Below are 16143 nucleotides of genomic sequence, written 5' to 3' on the forward strand. Positions count from 1 at the left end.
CCGAGCTAACGCCTGCCGCCGCGCACCACCAGCACGTTGCCGATGGCGACCAGGACAAGGCCGGCGATGGCGAAGGCGGTCCAGCGATAGCCTTCGAGCGTGGTGGAGATGAGCAGCGCGAAGATCGGGAACATCACCGTGGCGTAGCCGGCGCGGGCAGCACCTATGCGGCCGAGCAGCGTCAGATAGGCGGCAAAGGCCAGAACAGTGGACACCACCGCCGAGAACAGCACCGAGCCGAGATAGGTAACGCTCGGGTCTATGGTGAAGGTGCGGCCGAACAGGAACGCCAGAAGGGCCGACCACAGCGTGCCGTAGAGCATGCCCCAGGCATTCATCGAGATCAGCGGTAGCCCGTTGCGCATGCCTCCCGCCGAAATCAAATTGCCGACGCAGAAGGAGAGCGTGCCGGCCACGCAAAGACCGAGGCCTATAAGCGTTCCGCCGGAAAGACCGTGGGCGGCGACCTCCGGCAAAAACATCAGCGCGATGCCGGCGAAGCCGATGAGCCCGCCGGCCAGGATGCGCGGCGACGGCCGCTCGCGCATCACCACGGCGCCCAACAGCATGTTGACGACCGAGGCCAGCGAGAACACCACCGAAAGCAGCCCGCTGACCAGATAGCTGGCGCCGTAATAGAACAGCAGGAAATTGGACGAAAACATCAGCACGCCAAGTGCCGCGAACCGCAGATGCTCGGCCGGCGCGAAGCGCAATTGGCCCCGCTTCAGCGCCACCCAGCCGAACATCAGGACAGTGGCGATGGCGAAGCGCCAGACGATGGTGACTTCGTTGGCGACGCGGCCGACCTGGAATTCGATGGCAAACCACGACAGGCTCCAGGCGACCACCGTCACCGCATAGAGGCCGTAGTCGAGCGCCTCGAAGGGCCGTTCGCTGGGCCGGCCCGATGCGACAGGCGCGGCCGCCGCCGGCCTGGATTGCTGGATGTTCATGGGGTGTGCTCCTTGGCACGCATGGGTAGACTTGGAGCCTTGGGGCGTCCATGGCAATCGTGTGGTCCAGTCTCACCCGTGCAGCCAACGCGGGTAAGGGCTTGACCCACTCCCCATCCAGCGCGCCAATCGGCGCATGAGCGAATTCTTCGACGACGATTCGAGACCCACCAACGCCACCGAATATACGGTGAGCGAGATTTCCGGCGCGCTGAAGCGCACGGTGGAAGATACGTTCGGCAATGTGCGGGTGCGCGGCGAGATTTCCGGCTATCGCGGCCCGCATTCGTCGGGCCATGCCTATTTCGCGCTGAAGGACGACCGCTCCCGGCTGGAAGCCGTGGTGTGGAAGGGCACGATGAACAAGCTGCGCTTCCGCCCCGAGGAGGGCATGGAGGTGATCGCGTCGGGCAAGCTCACCACCTATCCCGGCTCGTCGAAATACCAGATCGTCATCGACAATCTGGAACCCGCCGGCGCCGGCGCGCTGATGGCGATGCTGGAGGAGCGCAAGCGCCGCCTCGCCGCCGAAGGCCTGTTCGATCCCGCCCGCAAGCAGCTCCTGCCCTACATGCCCTCGGTCATCGGCGTGATCACCTCGCCGACCGGTGCGGTGATCCGCGATATCCTGCACCGCATCCGCGACCGTTTCCCGCTCACCGTCGTGGTGTGGCCGGTGCGCGTGCAGGGCGAGACCGCCGGCGCCGAGGCGACGGCCGCCGTCAACGGCTTCAACGCGCTGGAGCCGGGCGGGCCGATCCCGCGGCCGGACCTGATCATCGTGGCGCGCGGCGGCGGCAGCCTGGAAGACCTCTGGGGTTTTAACGACGAAGGATTGGCGCGGGCGGTTGCCGCTTCCGACATCCCGGTCATCTCGGCGGTCGGCCATGAGACCGACTGGACACTGATCGACCTTGCCGCAGACGTGCGCGCGCCGACGCCGACGGGCGCGGCCGAAATCGCCGTGCCGGTGAGAGCGGAACTGGAGGCGACGCTGGCAAGCCTGTCGGCACGGCTTGCGGCGGCGCTGGTCCGCGGCATCGACCGCCGGCGCCAGGCGGCGCGGGCGGCGGCCCGCGCGCTGCCCTCGCCCGACCAGTTGCTGGCCTTGCCGAGACGCCGTTTCGACGAGGCGGAAAACCGGCTGGCCCGCGCGCTGGCGGTGTCGATCGAGCGCAAGCGCGGTCGCCTCGTCGCGATCCGGCTGACGCCGGCGACGCTGTCGCGGCGCATGGCCGAGGCACGGCGGCTGGCTTCGCGCGACCTCGCCAGGGCGCAGGCCGCCTTCCTTGGCATCGTGCGCGAGCGCCGCGCGCGGTTCGCGCGGACGATGGCACGGCTGTCGCCGGCGCCGATCGCGCGGCGGCAGAAGCTGCAGGGCGATACGCTGACCGCGCTGGCGCGGCGGCAGGAGCAGGCGATGACGGTGCGGCTGGACCGGCTGCGCGCCCGCCTCACCCAGGCCGACCGGCTGCTTTCGACGCTGAAACTGTCGGAACAGGCGATCCTGGAGCGCGGCTATGCGCTGGTGCTCGACAGCGCCGGTGCGCTGGTCAAGCGCGCTGCGGAGGTGACGCCCGGCATTGCGCTGGAACTGCGCTTCGCCGACGGTTCGGCGCATGCAACGGCCGATGGCGCCGGTCCGACACCCGGCCCTGCAACGCCCAGGCCGGCCAAAGCCTCGCCCAAGGACAAGGGCGCTGGCGGCCAGGGATCGTTGTTTTAAGCCTGCGGGGCAGGCAGACTTCTCAGCTATCTTTTCGGAAGGCCCGGCTCGAAACCGAGATGGAGTTCTGGCAAGGGTCTTTCGCGTTCACGAACAGATAGCCGTCGGCCTTATGGATCGTGCCGAAATCGAGGCCGTCTGCGGCGCGTTGCCTGCAGAACAGTTCGACGTCTTCGACATCAAAGACCAGCTTGACGATCGACTGACCGCTGCGCTGACCTTTTGCGGCCTGATGAAGCAGGATGTTGGCGCCGCCATCGCTGGCGACAAGCTCGACAATCCTGTCTCCGGGCAATCGGGTTGCCGTGAAGCCAAAATGCCGTTCGTAGAAGCGGGCGGTTTCCTCGACATCCCTGGCGTAGATGACGACCCGGCCGAGTGGCATCGTTAACCCCGATAACGGTGGTGCCCTTCCCCGCCCACGGGAGAAGGAGGCAGGCTCACGCCGCCTTGTCGGCGGCCGTTTCCGCTTCGACGGCCTCTTCGAGGCGCGAGGCGATCAGGTCCTGGATGTCGCCGACTTCTTCCTGGAGGTCTTCCAGCGGAATGCCGGCTTCGGCGGCCTTGGCGGCGCAGCGCTTGGCCAGCGTCTCGGCATGCTTGTCGAGCTTGACCGCTTCGGATGGGGCGCAGCATTCCTTGCCGATCCAATCCTGCAGAAACTCGATGGCGTGTACGCTCATTCTGAATTACCCGTTTCGGTCTGTGCCGATCACGCCGTGGCCGCAGCCAGGCAGTCGGTATTCCCTATCCAATTGAAGCCGAGTCGCGCGCTTGCGGCAACCGGGCCGGTACCAAAGAACAAGTTCTGAACTGTGCGATTGTCGTGCGGGGCATCCACCCGGCGAGAGGAATGGTACCGTTGGCTGGGATCGAACCAGCGACCTCCGGATCCACAATCCGGCGCTCTAACCATCTGAGCTACAACGGCACGCGTGCCCGTCAACGATCGAAACGAGTGACCCACTTCTGTCAGCCGTGCTCCATCGTTCGGCGAAGCGTGCATACGGGCAATCGGATCGTAATTCAAGGCTTTTGCAAAAGCAAAACGACGCTCATCCGCACCCATGTTCCTCCCCGGCAAACGGTCAAGAAAAAGGCCGGCGGGAGGAGGTGCCGGCCTTTTTCCCAATTTGAGCCGGCGGGAGGAGGTGCCGGCTGCTCTCCGGGGAAGAAGGGAGGAGGATCCGCCCCGGAGAAACTCTTGTCCTGTTCAGCTAGGAAGCCGGCGACAGCGTTGCAAGCCCTCGCCGCATCTTCCGGCAATCAGGCCGCCTTGACGTCCTTGATGGCCTTCTCGAAGGCGGTCTTGTACGGCTTGGCGACTTCTTCGGCGACCTTCGAGGCGGCGGCCTGGAAATCCTTGGCCTGCTCGACGGCGGTCTCGACGCGCGAACGGAGGAAGGAGGTCTGCAGCTCGACGACTTCCGACAGCGACTTGGCGCCGACGAGGGCCTCGAGATGCGAGAAATTGGCTTCGGCGTTGGTGCGCAGCGTGGCGATCGCCTTCAGCGACAGGTCGTTCGAAGCGGTCTTGGCGGTTTCGTAGCTGGTCTCGAAGGCCTTCTTGGCTTCTTCGGCGCCGGTCTTCAGCTTGGCGAAGGTCTCTTTCGACTGCTCGACGCCCTTCTCGGCGAAGGCGCGGATCTGGTCGGTGGCCTGCGAAGCGTCGAAGGTCGGGAATTCAACGGTCTCGGTGGTCTTGGTCTTGGACATTTTCCATCCTCATAGGGTGGACGGACACATTCGACGTGCCGTCTCGTTCATGTGTGAGATGGGTATAGCGCATTTTGTTGTGCAACGCAACATTTCTGCTGCAATGCAACATTATCGAAGCGAAACATAGGGATGCCGTTAACCACGAGCCCTATTATTCAAGTGGGCTCGCCTTACGCTTGTGGACGTTGCGGCGGCTCCCATTTATTAACGAAGCATTAACCGCGGCCATCTCCTTGGAGGATAGCCAGAGCGCATGCCGTCCGAGAACTATTCGTTCCTCGATGTTGCCGTCCTTGATGACGTGCGATCGCGTTTTGCCAGCGGCGACGCGATCGTCGTCCTGTCGGCCGACCTCGAGCAGGTGCTGTGGGCAAACGGGCCCGGAGCCGCCCTGTTCGGCCATGCCGATGTCGAGGCCGCCATCGGCGCGCCGGCCGGGCTGCCGCCGGTGGCGCGACGCCAGATCATGGCAACCGCCGGCTTCCCGGCCATCGGCAGCGACCGCGCGCTGCTGGTGCGGCTGGCGGCAGGCATGACCAGCAATGCGGTCGGCTTTCTGGCCAGCGCGCTCACCATGCCCGACGGCGAAGCGGCGATCATGCTTGCCCTGCCGGCCACGCAAGGCGCCTCCCATAACGCCGCCGAGATCGCCACGCGTGCAATCAGCGGTTTCAAGGCGGACGGCCAGTTCCTCGCCTTCATCGACGGCAAGGGCGGCGTCGAGGCCGCCTCGCAAGGATTTTCGGCGCTTGGCATTACCGAGCAGACGCTCAGCGCGCTCGTCGCCGATGTCGCGCGCGAGCAGGATCGCGTGCTGAAGCGGCTAGTGCCGGCTGCAAAAAGCTCCTATCCGGCCGGCATCGCCCGGTTGACCGACGAACCGGCGCGCCACCTTCTGGTGGTGATCGACGAAGGCACCGAGGCTGGCGCAACCCAGCCGGCGCCGGCAAGCCAGACCGCATCCGAGGGCGATCGGCCAAGGGCCACGACCGCCGAAGGCTGGCGGGCGGCCGACGACAGCGTTTCGACGACGGCCGGCGAACACCAGCACGACCGCTGGTATTTCAGCGACGCCAACAAGGCCGCCGAAGCCGCCCAGGGCGATGGTACGACGCCGGTTGCCCCGGTGCAGAATGAGACAGTTCCGGCGTCGCAACCGGTCGAACGCAACACCACACCGGTACGCTTTGTGTGGCGCACCGACGCCGCCGGCCACTTCAGCGCCATCTCGCCGGAATTCGCCGCCGTCGTTGGCGAGGCCGCCGCCGATGTCATCGGCCGGCGCTTCAAGGATGTCGCCACCACATTCGGCTTCGACCCGTCCGGCGAGATCGCCGGCCTGCTGGAACGACGCGACACATGGTCGGGCCGCTCGGTCGCCTGGCCGATCGCCGGCAGCAGCCTGAAGGTGCCGGTGGATCTCGCCGCCCTACCCGTCTACGACCGCAACCGCACGTTCGAAGGTTTTCGCGGCTTCGGCGTCGCAAGGCCGGCGGACGCCACCGAGGATCACGAGAAGGTCGGTCTGGCGCTGACACCCGGCTGGGTGGCATCCGAAACCCCGCCAGCGCCCGCCAAAACCACACACGAAGCGACGGCCAGGCCGCAGGAGCCCCCGCACGCCGCGCCGATGACCACCGGCGGACAGAACCCGTTCCATGGCGAGGCGCCGGCGCTGACCATCACGCCGACCCCAGAGCGCCGCTTCAGCGACAAGGTGATCCGGCTGGCCGAACACCGGCCGGCGGCCAACGACAAGGGCCTTTCGACACTGGAGCGCAGCGCCTTCCGCGAGATCGGCGAACGGCTGAAGAAGGACGGCGTGCTGGGTTCCGAGGCCGGCCGAGGCGAAGCCGCTCCGGCGAAAGACCCGCCTGCCCCCGCAACCGCGCAGGCGGACAATGCGATCGCCATGCGGCAGGCGGACGGCGCCGATGCGCCCGCCGGCCAAGGCGAGGTCATAAAGCCGGTCGAGCGCGCACGACCTGTCGCGGCGGATATCGTCGAGGCCGCAGGAGCCATCAACACGGCGGAACCCGCGACGGCCGTGGACACCGTCAAGGCCGAACAAGCGGCGGAGGCTGCGGTGACGGCCGAGGCGGCCATCACCGTCGCGCCAACTGAAAGCAAACACACCTCTTCCGAGGCAGAAACGACCGCTGTCGTTGCCGAGGCGATTGCCCGGCCAGACGAAGCGACAACCGCCGACGAGGATGACGACAGCGCCGCGCTGACCGAGGCGCAGGAGGCCGAGGACATCGCCGATCTAACCCGGCTCGACGGCGCCGGGGCGGACGAGGGCGGGGCGGCCGCGGAACCGGTGGCAGAACCTGCCGCGCCGCGTTCGCTGCTGGCCTTCGCGCCGCAGGACAGCGATCCGGTGGCCGAGGACAACGGACAGACACAAGCGCTGAACGACATCGGCGACATCAAGGCCGCCGCCGCGAAGGTTGCCGGACAGCGCCACGCCGCGCGGCGCGACGAAGCGAGCAAGGACGATGAAGAAGAAGACCTTGCCCGGCTGGAGGACGACGGCGACCTGACGCATCCGCGCGATGACGCGGAGGAAGCCGTGGCCCCCCAACCGGCGCCACCGCTGCCCACGCCGCGCCTGGTGCCACCGCTGCAGGCGGGCGGCTTCGTGCCCGCCGCCTTCGCGACCGGCGAAAAGGAGCCGGACACTTCGCTGCTGTCGCGGCTGCCGGTGCCGTTGCTGATCCATTCGGGCGACGTGCTGCATTATGCCAATGGCGAATTCCTGGCGCTGACCGGCTATGAAAATCTCGCCGCGCTCGGCGCTGCCGGCGGGCTGGATGCATTGTTCGCCGACCCCTATGCAAGCGACAGCACGGCCGACCATGCCGACCACAAGCTGCGGCTGAGGAAGGCCAATGGCGAGGAGACGCCGGTCGACGTCGTGCTGCGCTCGGTGCCGTGGGGCGAAGGCAAGGCGCTGATGCTGGTGCTGAACGGGTCCGGCGAGACCGGCCAGCCGATTACAGCTGCGACGCTCGGCGAGGCGGCGCAGCCCGATACGGCCGAGCTCAAGGCGCGCGTCGCCGAAATGCGCACCATCATCGACACCGCCACCGACGGCGTCGTGCTGATCGGCCGCGATGGCGCCATCCGCTCGATCAGCCGGCCGGCCGAGGCGCTGTTCGGCGTCGACAGCGACGAGGTTGCCGGCAAACCCTTCGCTTCGTTGTTCGCCATCGAGAGCCAGCGCGCGGCGCGCGACTATCTGGCCGGGCTTTCCGACCATGGTGTCGCCAGCGTGCTCAATGACGGACGCGAGGTGATCGGCCGCGAGGCGCAGGGGCGCTTCATTCCGCTGTTCATGACCATCGGCCGCCTGCCCGGCGACAGCGGCTATTGCGCGGTGGTGCGCGACATCACCCAGTGGAAGCGGGCCGAGGAAGACCTCACCCAGGCGCGCGCCGTGGCCGAGCGGGCGTCGTCGCAGAAGACCGATTTCCTTGCCCGCATCAGCCACGAAATCCGCACGCCGCTCAATGCCATCATCGGCTTCTCCGAATTGATGGTGGACGAGAAGTTCGGGCCGATCGCCAATGAGCGCTACCGCGACTATCTGCGCGACATCAACCGCTCCGGCAACCACGTGCTCGACCTCGTCAACGACCTGCTCGATATTTCGAAGATCGAAGCCGGCCAGCAGGAGATGGACTACGAGGCGGTGTCGCTCAACGACGCACTGGCAGAGGCCGTCGCCATGATGCAGCCGCAGGCCAACCGCGAGCGTGTCATCATCCGCTCGTCCTTCGCCTCGCGCCTGCCGGAAGTGGTGGCCGATTTGCGCTCGATCCGCCAGATCGCGCTCAACATCCTGTCCAATGCCGTGCGCTACACGCAGGCCGGCGGCCAGGTCATCGTTTCCACCGCCTATGAGACATCCGGCGACGTGGTGATGCGGGTGCGCGACACCGGCGTCGGCATGACGCAGGCCGAGATCGAGCACGCGCTGAAGCCGTTCAAGCAGGTCAACGCGCTGAAACGCGGACGCGGCGACGGCACCGGCCTTGGCCTGCCTCTGACCAAGGCGATGGTGGAGGCGAACCGCGCCAAATTCACCATCAATTCGACGCCCGGCGAAGGCACGCTGGTGGAAGTCGCCTTCCCGTCGACCCGCGTGCTGGCCGATTGAGGCCACGGCAGGCGCCCTCAAGAAAAAAGGCGCCCCGAGGGCGCCTGAATTGAGAATTGTCACAACGGGCTTGAGCGATACTGGTCCCGCCTAGCGGGATTGGGATTTCTCCCTCAAGTTACCCGCGACTATCGCGGCGGTCTCGTAAACAAATCCTTACCTGGATGGGTAAAAGTTTACGATTGTGTACCATTCGTGAAAACGAGGTAAATTCGAGCTTTACGTTTTGTTTACCCTGCCGGCGGCGTTGTTTCGGCGGTTGCCCGAAAAACCTCCGGTCCGGCGCCGCCTCAATTCGCGAGTTCCGCCCTGTCCTTGAATTGGTCCAGCGCCTCGGGGTTCGCCAGCGCCTCCTTGTTCTTGACCGCCCGGCCATGGACGACATCGCGCACCGCCAGCTCGGTGATCTTGCCCGATTTGGTGCGTGGAATGTCGGTGACGGCAACGATCCTGGCCGGCACATGGCGCGGGCTGGCGCCGGTGCGGATTTTTGTCTTGATGCGCTTTTCGAGCGCCTCGTCCAACGCGACACCGGCAGCCAGCCGCACGAACATCACGACGCGCACATCATTGTCGAAATCCTGGCCGATGCAGATCGCCTCGAGGATTTCCGGCATCTGCTCGACCTGATTGTAGATCTCGGCCGTGCCAATGCGCACGCCGCCGGGGTTCAGCGTGGCGTCCGAGCGGCCGTGGATGATCATGCCGCCATGCCGGGTCCATTCGGCGAAGTCGCCATGACACCAGATATTGTCGAAACGTTCGAAATAGGCGCCGTGGTATTTCCTGCCGTCGGCGTCGTTCCAGAAGCCGATCGGCATGGCCGGAAACGCCTTGGTGCAGACCAGCTCGCCCTTTTCCTGGCGGACCGGCTGGCCGTTGTCGTTCCACACATCGACGGCCAGTCCCAGCCCCGGCCCCTGGATCTCGCCTTCCCACACCGGCGCGGTCGGCACGCCAAGCACGAAACACGAGACAATGTCGGTGCCGCCGGAGATCGAGGCCAGGTGGATGTCCTTCTTGATGCCTTCATAGACGAAGCGAAAACCCTCCGGCGACAATGGCGAGCCGGTGGAGGACACGGTCCTGACAGTGGACAGATCATGCGTGGCGATCGGCTTCAGCTCGGCCTTGCGCACGGAATCGATGAATTTCGCCGAAGTGCCGAAATAGGTCATCTTCTCGGCGTCGGCGAAATCGAACAGCACATTGCCCGAGGGATGGAACGGGGAGCCGTCATAGAGCAGCAGCGTGGCGCCGGAAGCGAGGCCGGAGACCAGCCAGTTCCACATCATCCAGCCGCAGGTGGTGAAATAAAAGAAGCGGTCGCCGTCGAGCAGGCCGGCGTGCAGGCGCTGTTCCTTGACGTGCTGGATCAGCGTGCCGCCGGCCGAATGCACGATGCATTTGGGGATGCCGGTGGTGCCGGAAGAAAAGAGAATATAGAGCGGGTGCGCGAAAGGCAGCCGCTCGAACGTCACCACCCTGGCCGCGAAGGGCTGCAGGGCCGTTTCCATGGCCTCGGCGCCGTCGATGGCGGCGGCGACATCCTCGGCGGTGCCGAGATAGTCCACCACCAGCACCTTGCGCAGGCTCTTCAGCTTGCCTGCCACCGCCGCCACCTTGTCGGCGACCTCGATGGCCTTGCCGGCATACCAGTAGCCGTCCGGAACGATGAAGACGACCGGCTCGATCTGGCCGAAACGGTCGAGCACGCCCTGCTCGCCGAAGTCGGGCGAACAGGACGACCACACCGCGCCGATCGAGGCGGCGGCAAGCATGGCGGCGACGGTCTCCGGCATATTGGGCATCATGGCGGCGATGCGATCGCCCCTGGTAACACCGAGCTTCACGAACAGTTGCTGCAGGCGCGAGACCTCGGCGCGCAGGCGATCCCAGGACAGGCGCCGCTCCACCTTGTCCTCGCCGCGAAACACCAGCGCGTCGGAGGAACCGGTCTTCTTCAGGAGGTTTTCCGCGAAATTCAGCCGTGCGTCGGGGAAGAACTGCGCGCCCGGCATGCGATCGCCATCGGCAAGGACGCGCTCGCCCTTTTCGCCGACCACAGCGCAGAAATCCCAGGCCAGGTCCCAGAAAGCCTCGCGTTCGGTCACCGACCAGGCATGCAGCGCAGGATAATCGCCAAAGCTGCGGCCGCTCCGTTCCTCCGCCGCACGCGTGAAGGCGGTCAGCGGCGCCGAGGCGATCTGCGCCTCCGACGGGGTCCAAAGGGGCATGTCTGCGGCCATGAATGTTCCTCCCGAAGCGACACCGGTTAAGCATATCGCGTTGCAGCAAGGCAAGGCTCATGCAATTGCGACAGCGTGTGCGCAATCGCCATCACCCGGCCACAAGGGCTTGAAAAGCATCCGCCAGGGTTTACACCCGTCTGGCGATCGAAAACGAACCACCACGAACCCCTAGGGATCTGATGCCTTCACCCCTGATCTGGCGAGCCATATGGGCGGTAGCGATTGCCGTCATTGTCGCCGTTCTGGCGTTCGTGGCAGTGCCCTATTTCGCCTCGAACCGCATCGTGCGCGACCGCATCGCCTGGGAGATGAGCGCCTGGAGCGGTTTTCGCGTCACCATCGACGGCACGCCGGAAATCGAGATCTGGCCGCAGTTCCGCGCCATATTGACCGGCGTCACCCTGTCGAACTGGAGCGACGACAAGGCGCCGCCGGTGATGCAGGCCGACCGTGTCGAGATCGACCTTTCGGCGATGTCGGCGCTGCGCGGCGACGTGGTGTTTTCCGGCGTGCGGCTGGTCAAGCCGGTGTTCCGGGTCGAGCCGGCCGCGCATGGGCTGTTCCTGCCGCCGATGCCTTCGGGCGGCCGCGTCGCCCGCGCCATCGACGCGGCGCGCGAACTGGTCAAGGCCAAGCCCGACAAGCCCGACACCGGCAAGCTGGCCTCCGAGGGCTTCGGCACTGTCGAGTTCCAGGACGGCAAGGTGATCGCCGCCATCGACGGCACCGATACCGACATGCTGACCAATCTGTCCGGCCAGCTCGACTGGTCGGCGCTCAACGCCGCCGGCTCGCTGACGGCCAGCGGCGTGTGGCGCGGCGAGACCGTCGCGGTCGAGGCGGCCTCGCCGGGGCCAATGCTTCTGTTTGCGGGTGCGGCGGCACCGGTGACACTGTCGCTGAAAGCCGCGCCGGCCAATTTCTCCTTCGACGGCACCGGCAATCTTTCCGGGCAATCCTTCTTCGACGGCCAGGCCAAGTTCACCGCCCCTTCGCTGCGCCGGGCCTTGCAATGGCTGGAGGCCGGCATCGCGCCGGGCGCGGCACGCGGTCCCGTCTCCATCACCAGCAAGGTCAGCGGCGACACCGGCCGCATCAAGTTCGACAAGACCGAGATCGATCTCGACAAGACCCCCGGCATGGGCGCGCTCGACCTCTCCTTCGTCGACCCGATGCCGATGATTTCCGGCACGCTGGCCTTCGACACGGTCGACCTTGCCGCCTTCCTGTCGGCCTTCACCTCGCCGACGGCTTCCTCCGGCACCGATCTCGACGTTATCGACATGTCGTTCGCCGACCGCTTCAACCTCGACCTCAGGCTGTCGGCCGCGCATGCCACGGCCGGGCGGATCCAACTGGCGGATGTCGCCGCCACCGCGCAGGTGAAGAACGGGCTCGCCGTCTTCGACATTTCCGACGCCACCGCTTTCGGCGGCAATATACAGACCAGCCTGCGCATCGACCGCCGCCCGGAAGGCACGCAAGTCGAGATGAAACTTCTCGCCTCCGATGTGAACGGCGCCGATTTCACCGCCGCCGCCGGCATGACGCGGCTGACGCCAACCGGCACCGGAACGGTATCGCTGATCCTGAAAGGTCCGGGCAAATCCTGGAACTCGATCCTGCAGAATGCCGACGGCTCGGTATCGGCGACCTTCGGACCGGGCAATCTGACCGGGCTGAACCTGCCGGCCTTCCTGAAGCGCAACGAAGAAGGCGGCTTCTTCGCGCTGGACGACGTCTCCAACGGCACCCTGCCGATCGACGGCGCCGAGCTCAAGGCCACCATTTCCAAAGGCGTGGCGCGCATCGACCGCGCCGAGGCGAAATCGGCGCAGACCAAGATCTGGCTGTCCGGCATCGTGCCTTATGCCGGGCGTGGCCTGGCGCTGTCCGGCGGCGTCAACCAACCCAAGCCGGCAGCCACCCCGGCGCCGCAGCCGGCGCCCGCGCAACCGGCGACCGGCACACAGCCGATACCGGGCGCGCAGCCTGCTCCTACTCAGAACGGTCAACCGGTTTCCGTAACACCCACGCCAGCAGGCCAGACGACGACATCGGCTACCCCGCCGCCGCCGGCGCCAACCCCGCCCGTCAATAACGGCAACCAGGCGACGTTCTTTGTCGGCGGCACCTGGACGACGCCGTTCGTGTCGCCGATCATCCGCCGCAACGCCGGCGAATAAAGCGGCTATCAAGGCCCGCGCCGGGCAACTCGGATATCAGGAAACACCAACGCACAGGCCCGGAAATCGATCTCGATTTCCGGGCCTGTGCGTGTGTTCAAAACGTTGGAGCGTCCGTCCCGCGTCCCCAACGGAGACGCAGCTTGCTAACCGCCGCGCTGCGCCGCCTGCTCGTCGCGCTGGCGTTGCACCTCACGGCGCTTGTTGACGATGGAGGCGGTGATGACACCGATGGAGACGATGCCGATCAGAATGGTACAGGCGGCGTTGATCTCCGGCGTCACGCCGAGGCGCACCTGGCTGTAGATCTTCATCGGCAGCGTGGTGGCGCCGGGGCCCGAGGTGAAGGACGACGTCACCAGATCGTCCAGCGACAGCGTGAAGGCCAGCATCCAGCCCGAAACGATCGCCGGAAGGATGACCGGCAGCGTCACCTGGAAGAAGGTGGCGACCGGCGACGCGCCGAGGTCCATCGCCGCCTCCTCCAGCGAGCGGTCGAAGGAGACGAGGCGCGACTGCACCACCACGGCAACGAAGCACATGGTGAAGGAGATATGCGCCAGCGTCAGCGTGAAGAAACCGCGGTCGAAGCCGATGGCGACGAACAAAAGCAGCAGCGACAGGCCGGTGATGACCTCGGGCATGACCAGCGGCGCGAACACCATGCCGGAAAACAGCATGCGGCCACGGAAGCGCGTGTAGCGGGTGAGCGCCAGCGCCGCCAGCGTGCCGAGCACGGTCGCCACCGTCGCCGAGATCAGGCCGACGCGGATGGTCACCCAGGCGGCGTCCATCAGGCCCTGATTTTGGAACAGCGACACATACCATTTGGTCGAGAACCCGCCCCAGACGGTGACCAGTTTGGATTCGTTGAAGGAGAAGACCACCAGGAGAACGATGGGCAGATAGAGGAACGCAAAGCCTAGCGTGATCGAGGTGATGTTGAAGCGGCTCCAGGTCGTGTTCATGTCAGCGCCCCTGTTCCTGAGCGCGCGCCTGTGCGTGCTGGAAGATGACGATGGGAATGATGAGCACCAGAAGCAGGATGACCGCCACGGCGGAAGATACCGGCCAGTCGCGGTTGGCGTTGAATTCGGTCCACAGCGTGCGGCCGATCATCAGCGTCTGCGAACCGCCGAGCAGGTCGGGGATGACGAACTCGCCGACGGCCGGGATGAACACCAGAAGGCTGCCGGCCAGAACGCCTGGCAGCGACAGCGGGAAGGTGATCTTCCAGAAGGCGGTGATCGGCGGGCAGCCGAGATCCTCGGCCGCCTCGACCAGCGAATAATCCATCTTTTCCAGGGCCGAATAGAGCGGCAGCACCATGAAGGGCAGGTAGGAATAGACGATGCCGATGAAGATCGCCCAATAGGTGTTGAGGATGATCAAGGGCTCGTTGATGACGCCCGTGGACAACAGGAGCTGGTTGAGCAGGCCTTCCGGCTTGAGGATGCCGATCCAGGCATAGACGCGGATCAGGAACGAGGTCCAGAACGGCAGGATGACCAGCATGAGCAGCGTTGGCCGCAGCGTCGCCGGTGCCCGCGCCATGCCGTAGGCGATCGGATAGCCGATCAAAAGCGTCAGGAACGTCGAGATACCGGCGACGATGACGCTGGTGACATAGGCGTTGAAGTAGAGCGGGTCCTGGGTGAGGAAGACGTAATTGTCGAAATTCAGGCTCTTCAGCTGACCGAGGATGCCGGAGATGCCGCCGCCGAAATCGAGCGCCGGCGTATAGGGCGGCATCGCGATCGCCACCTGCGACAGCGATATCTTGAAGACGATGAAGAAGGGAACGAGGAAGAAGATCAGCAGGAAGACATAAGGAACGATGATGACCAGCTTGCTGACGAAGCCGCTGGCAAGCTGCGTGGCCGGCTGGGCCGACACGGCTCCATTCGCCGTGCCGGTCGCGGAAAGTGTAGCACCCGCCATGATCGCCCCCTACCGCGTCAACACGACGCCGGCGTCCGGCCGGAAGGAAACCCAGGCTCGATCGTTCCAGGTCAGGGGATCGTCCGAGATGCGGGCGGCGTTCATGCTCTGGGCGCGCACCACCTGCCCGTCGGTCAGCCTGACGTGATAGACGGTCATGTCGCCGAGATAGGCGATGTCGTAGACCTCGCCTTCCAGCGCGTTGACGTTGTTGTCCGGCTTGGCCGAGGAGATGCGGATCTTTTCGGGGCGGATGGCGAAGGCGACGTCGGCACCGGCACGGGCCTCGCCGGCATTCTCGACCAGTATCTGCGCGCCGGTGGCGCCGGTGATCCTGGCGGTCTTTTCCGTGCGTTCGGCGACCTTGCCCTCGAACATGTTCACATTGCCGACGAAGTTGGCGACGAAACGCGAAGCCGGTGCCTCATAGACCTCGGCCGGCGTTGCCACCTGCATGACCTCGCCCTTGTCCATGATGGCGATACGGTCAGCCATGGTCATGGCCTCTTCCTGGTCGTGGGTGACGACGACGAAGGTGAGGCCGAGTTCCTGCTGCAGATCCATCAGTTCGAACTGGGTCTCCTCGCGCAGCTTCTTGTCCAGCGCGCCCAGCGGCTCGTCTAGCAAGAGCACCTTTGGCCGCTTGGCGACGGAACGGGCGAGCGCCACGCGCTGGCGCTGGCCGCCGGAGAGCTGGTGCGGTTTGCGCTTGGCGAATTTCTCCAGCTTCACCAGCTTCAGCATCTCAGCGACGCGCCTTTCAACGTCCGCCCTGGGCATGCCTTCCTGCTTCAGGCCGAAGGCGATGTTCTTTTCCACCGTCATATGCGGGAACAGCGCATAGGACTGGAACATCATGTTGACGGGGCGCTTGTAGGGCGGGATGCCGGCGAGGTTCTCGCCGTCCAGAAGGATGCGGCCGGAGGTCGGCTGCTCGAAGCCGGCCAGCATGCGCAAAAGCGTGGACTTGCCGCAACCCGACGCGCCCAACAGCGCGAAGAACTCACGCTCGTAGATGGTCAGCGACAGATTGTCGACGGCGGTGAAGTCGCCGAACCGCTTGGTGACATTCTCGAATTGGATGTATGGCTTTGCCTTCGGGTCGTTCCACGGCGCAAAGTCCCTGCGGATGCTGCCCAGCGATTTCATGTCCCTCTCCGTCCTTTTCCCGGGAAAAACCCCGGCGACCCAGCCGCCGGGG

At 65.6% G+C, this 16143-nt stretch carries 11 protein-coding genes and 1 tRNA gene; 3 read left to right on the forward strand and 9 right to left on the reverse strand.

Annotated elements, in window-relative coordinates:
• Positions 1–5: 5 nt before the first annotated feature.
• On the reverse strand, positions 6–956 hold the full coding sequence (locus FZF13_RS05455) for a DMT family transporter (protein WP_024927111.1): 951 nt from the start codon (positions 954–956) through the stop codon (positions 6–8).
• A gap of 136 nt (positions 957–1092) precedes the next feature.
• On the opposite strand from FZF13_RS05455, the gene xseA reads away from it, so the two are divergent.
• A complete protein-coding gene (xseA, locus tag FZF13_RS05460) occupies positions 1093–2682 on the forward strand; it encodes an exodeoxyribonuclease VII large subunit (RefSeq protein ID WP_024927110.1) in 1590 nt (529 codons plus the stop codon).
• 22 nt (positions 2683–2704) lie between these two features.
• On the opposite strand, the gene FZF13_RS05465 is transcribed toward xseA, so the two are convergent.
• From FZF13_RS05465 to FZF13_RS05480, 4 genes are all read right to left on the reverse strand, one after another.
• Entirely contained in the window at positions 2705–3067 is a 363-nt protein-coding gene (locus FZF13_RS05465) for a VOC family protein (protein WP_024927109.1), read from the reverse strand.
• A 55-nt stretch (positions 3068–3122) separates the two neighbouring features.
• Entirely contained in the window at positions 3123–3365 is a 243-nt protein-coding gene (locus FZF13_RS05470) for a DUF768 domain-containing protein (protein ID WP_024927108.1), read from the reverse strand.
• Positions 3366–3536: 171 nt separating this feature from the next.
• Positions 3537–3613 (reverse strand) — tRNA-His (locus tag FZF13_RS05475).
• A 335-nt stretch (positions 3614–3948) separates the two neighbouring features.
• Complete coding sequence (locus FZF13_RS05480) at positions 3949–4398, reverse strand: phasin (RefSeq protein ID WP_024927107.1); 450 nt, start codon at positions 4396–4398, stop codon at positions 3949–3951.
• A gap of 256 nt (positions 4399–4654) precedes the next feature.
• On the opposite strand from FZF13_RS05480, the gene FZF13_RS05485 reads away from it, so the two are divergent.
• Positions 4655–8563, forward strand: coding sequence for a PAS domain-containing sensor histidine kinase (locus tag FZF13_RS05485; RefSeq protein ID WP_024927106.1), 3909 nt, complete (start codon positions 4655–4657; stop codon positions 8561–8563).
• A gap of 290 nt (positions 8564–8853) precedes the next feature.
• Here the strand turns inward: FZF13_RS05485 and FZF13_RS05490 are convergent, their stop codons facing one another.
• Positions 8854–10812: an acetoacetate--CoA ligase gene (locus FZF13_RS05490; protein ID WP_024927273.1), complete on the reverse strand. Its 1959-nt coding sequence runs from the start codon at positions 10810–10812 to the stop codon at positions 8854–8856.
• A gap of 182 nt (positions 10813–10994) precedes the next feature.
• Between FZF13_RS05490 and FZF13_RS05495 the strand changes: the two genes are divergently transcribed.
• A complete protein-coding gene (locus FZF13_RS05495) occupies positions 10995–13001 on the forward strand; it encodes an AsmA family protein (protein WP_024927274.1) in 2007 nt (668 codons plus the stop codon).
• A gap of 146 nt (positions 13002–13147) precedes the next feature.
• Here FZF13_RS05495 and FZF13_RS05500 read toward each other — a convergent pair whose 3' ends face one another.
• The 3 genes from FZF13_RS05500 to FZF13_RS05510 are packed head-to-tail and all read right to left on the reverse strand — an operon-like array spanning position 13148 to position 16091.
• Positions 13148–13969: an ABC transporter permease gene (locus FZF13_RS05500; RefSeq protein WP_024926077.1), complete on the reverse strand. Its 822-nt coding sequence runs from the start codon at positions 13967–13969 to the stop codon at positions 13148–13150.
• A 1-nt stretch (position 13970) separates the two neighbouring features.
• Positions 13971–14942: an ABC transporter permease subunit gene (locus tag FZF13_RS05505; protein ID WP_024926076.1), complete on the reverse strand. Its 972-nt coding sequence runs from the start codon at positions 14940–14942 to the stop codon at positions 13971–13973.
• Between the two features lie 9 nt (positions 14943–14951).
• The gene (locus tag FZF13_RS05510; RefSeq protein WP_024926075.1) at positions 14952–16091 is read right to left on the reverse strand and encodes an ABC transporter ATP-binding protein; all 1140 of its coding nucleotides are present in this window, start codon (positions 16089–16091) and stop codon (positions 14952–14954) included.
• Positions 16092–16143: the final 52 nt, after the last annotated feature.

This window comes from Mesorhizobium terrae (assembly GCF_008727715.1).
Taxonomy (GTDB): Bacteria; Pseudomonadota; Alphaproteobacteria; order Rhizobiales; family Rhizobiaceae; genus Mesorhizobium; species Mesorhizobium terrae.

Bases quoted from the DNA above. Each gene is read 5' to 3' on its own strand.
- FZF13_RS05490 (WP_024927273.1), bottom strand. From the start codon at position 10,812: ATGGCCGCAGACATGCCCCTTTGGACCCCGTCGGAGGCGCAGATCGCC.
- FZF13_RS05505 (WP_024926076.1), bottom strand. From the start codon at position 14,942: ATGGCGGGTGCTACACTTTCCGCGACCGGCACGGCGAATGGAGCCGTG.
- FZF13_RS05465 (WP_024927109.1), bottom strand. From the start codon at position 3,067: ATGCCACTCGGCCGGGTCGTCATCTACGCCAGGGATGTCGAGGAAACC.
- xseA (WP_024927110.1), top strand. From the start codon at position 1,093: ATGAGCGAATTCTTCGACGACGATTCGAGACCCACCAACGCCACCGAA.
- FZF13_RS05510 (WP_024926075.1), bottom strand. From the start codon at position 16,091: ATGAAATCGCTGGGCAGCATCCGCAGGGACTTTGCGCCGTGGAACGAC.
- FZF13_RS05485 (WP_024927106.1), top strand. From the start codon at position 4,655: ATGCCGTCCGAGAACTATTCGTTCCTCGATGTTGCCGTCCTTGATGAC.
- FZF13_RS05470 (WP_024927108.1), bottom strand. From the start codon at position 3,365: ATGAGCGTACACGCCATCGAGTTTCTGCAGGATTGGATCGGCAAGGAA.
- FZF13_RS05455 (WP_024927111.1), bottom strand. From the start codon at position 956: ATGAACATCCAGCAATCCAGGCCGGCGGCGGCCGCGCCTGTCGCATCG.
- FZF13_RS05495 (WP_024927274.1), top strand. From the start codon at position 10,995: ATGCCTTCACCCCTGATCTGGCGAGCCATATGGGCGGTAGCGATTGCC.
- FZF13_RS05480 (WP_024927107.1), bottom strand. From the start codon at position 4,398: ATGTCCAAGACCAAGACCACCGAGACCGTTGAATTCCCGACCTTCGAC.
- FZF13_RS05500 (WP_024926077.1), bottom strand. From the start codon at position 13,969: ATGAACACGACCTGGAGCCGCTTCAACATCACCTCGATCACGCTAGGC.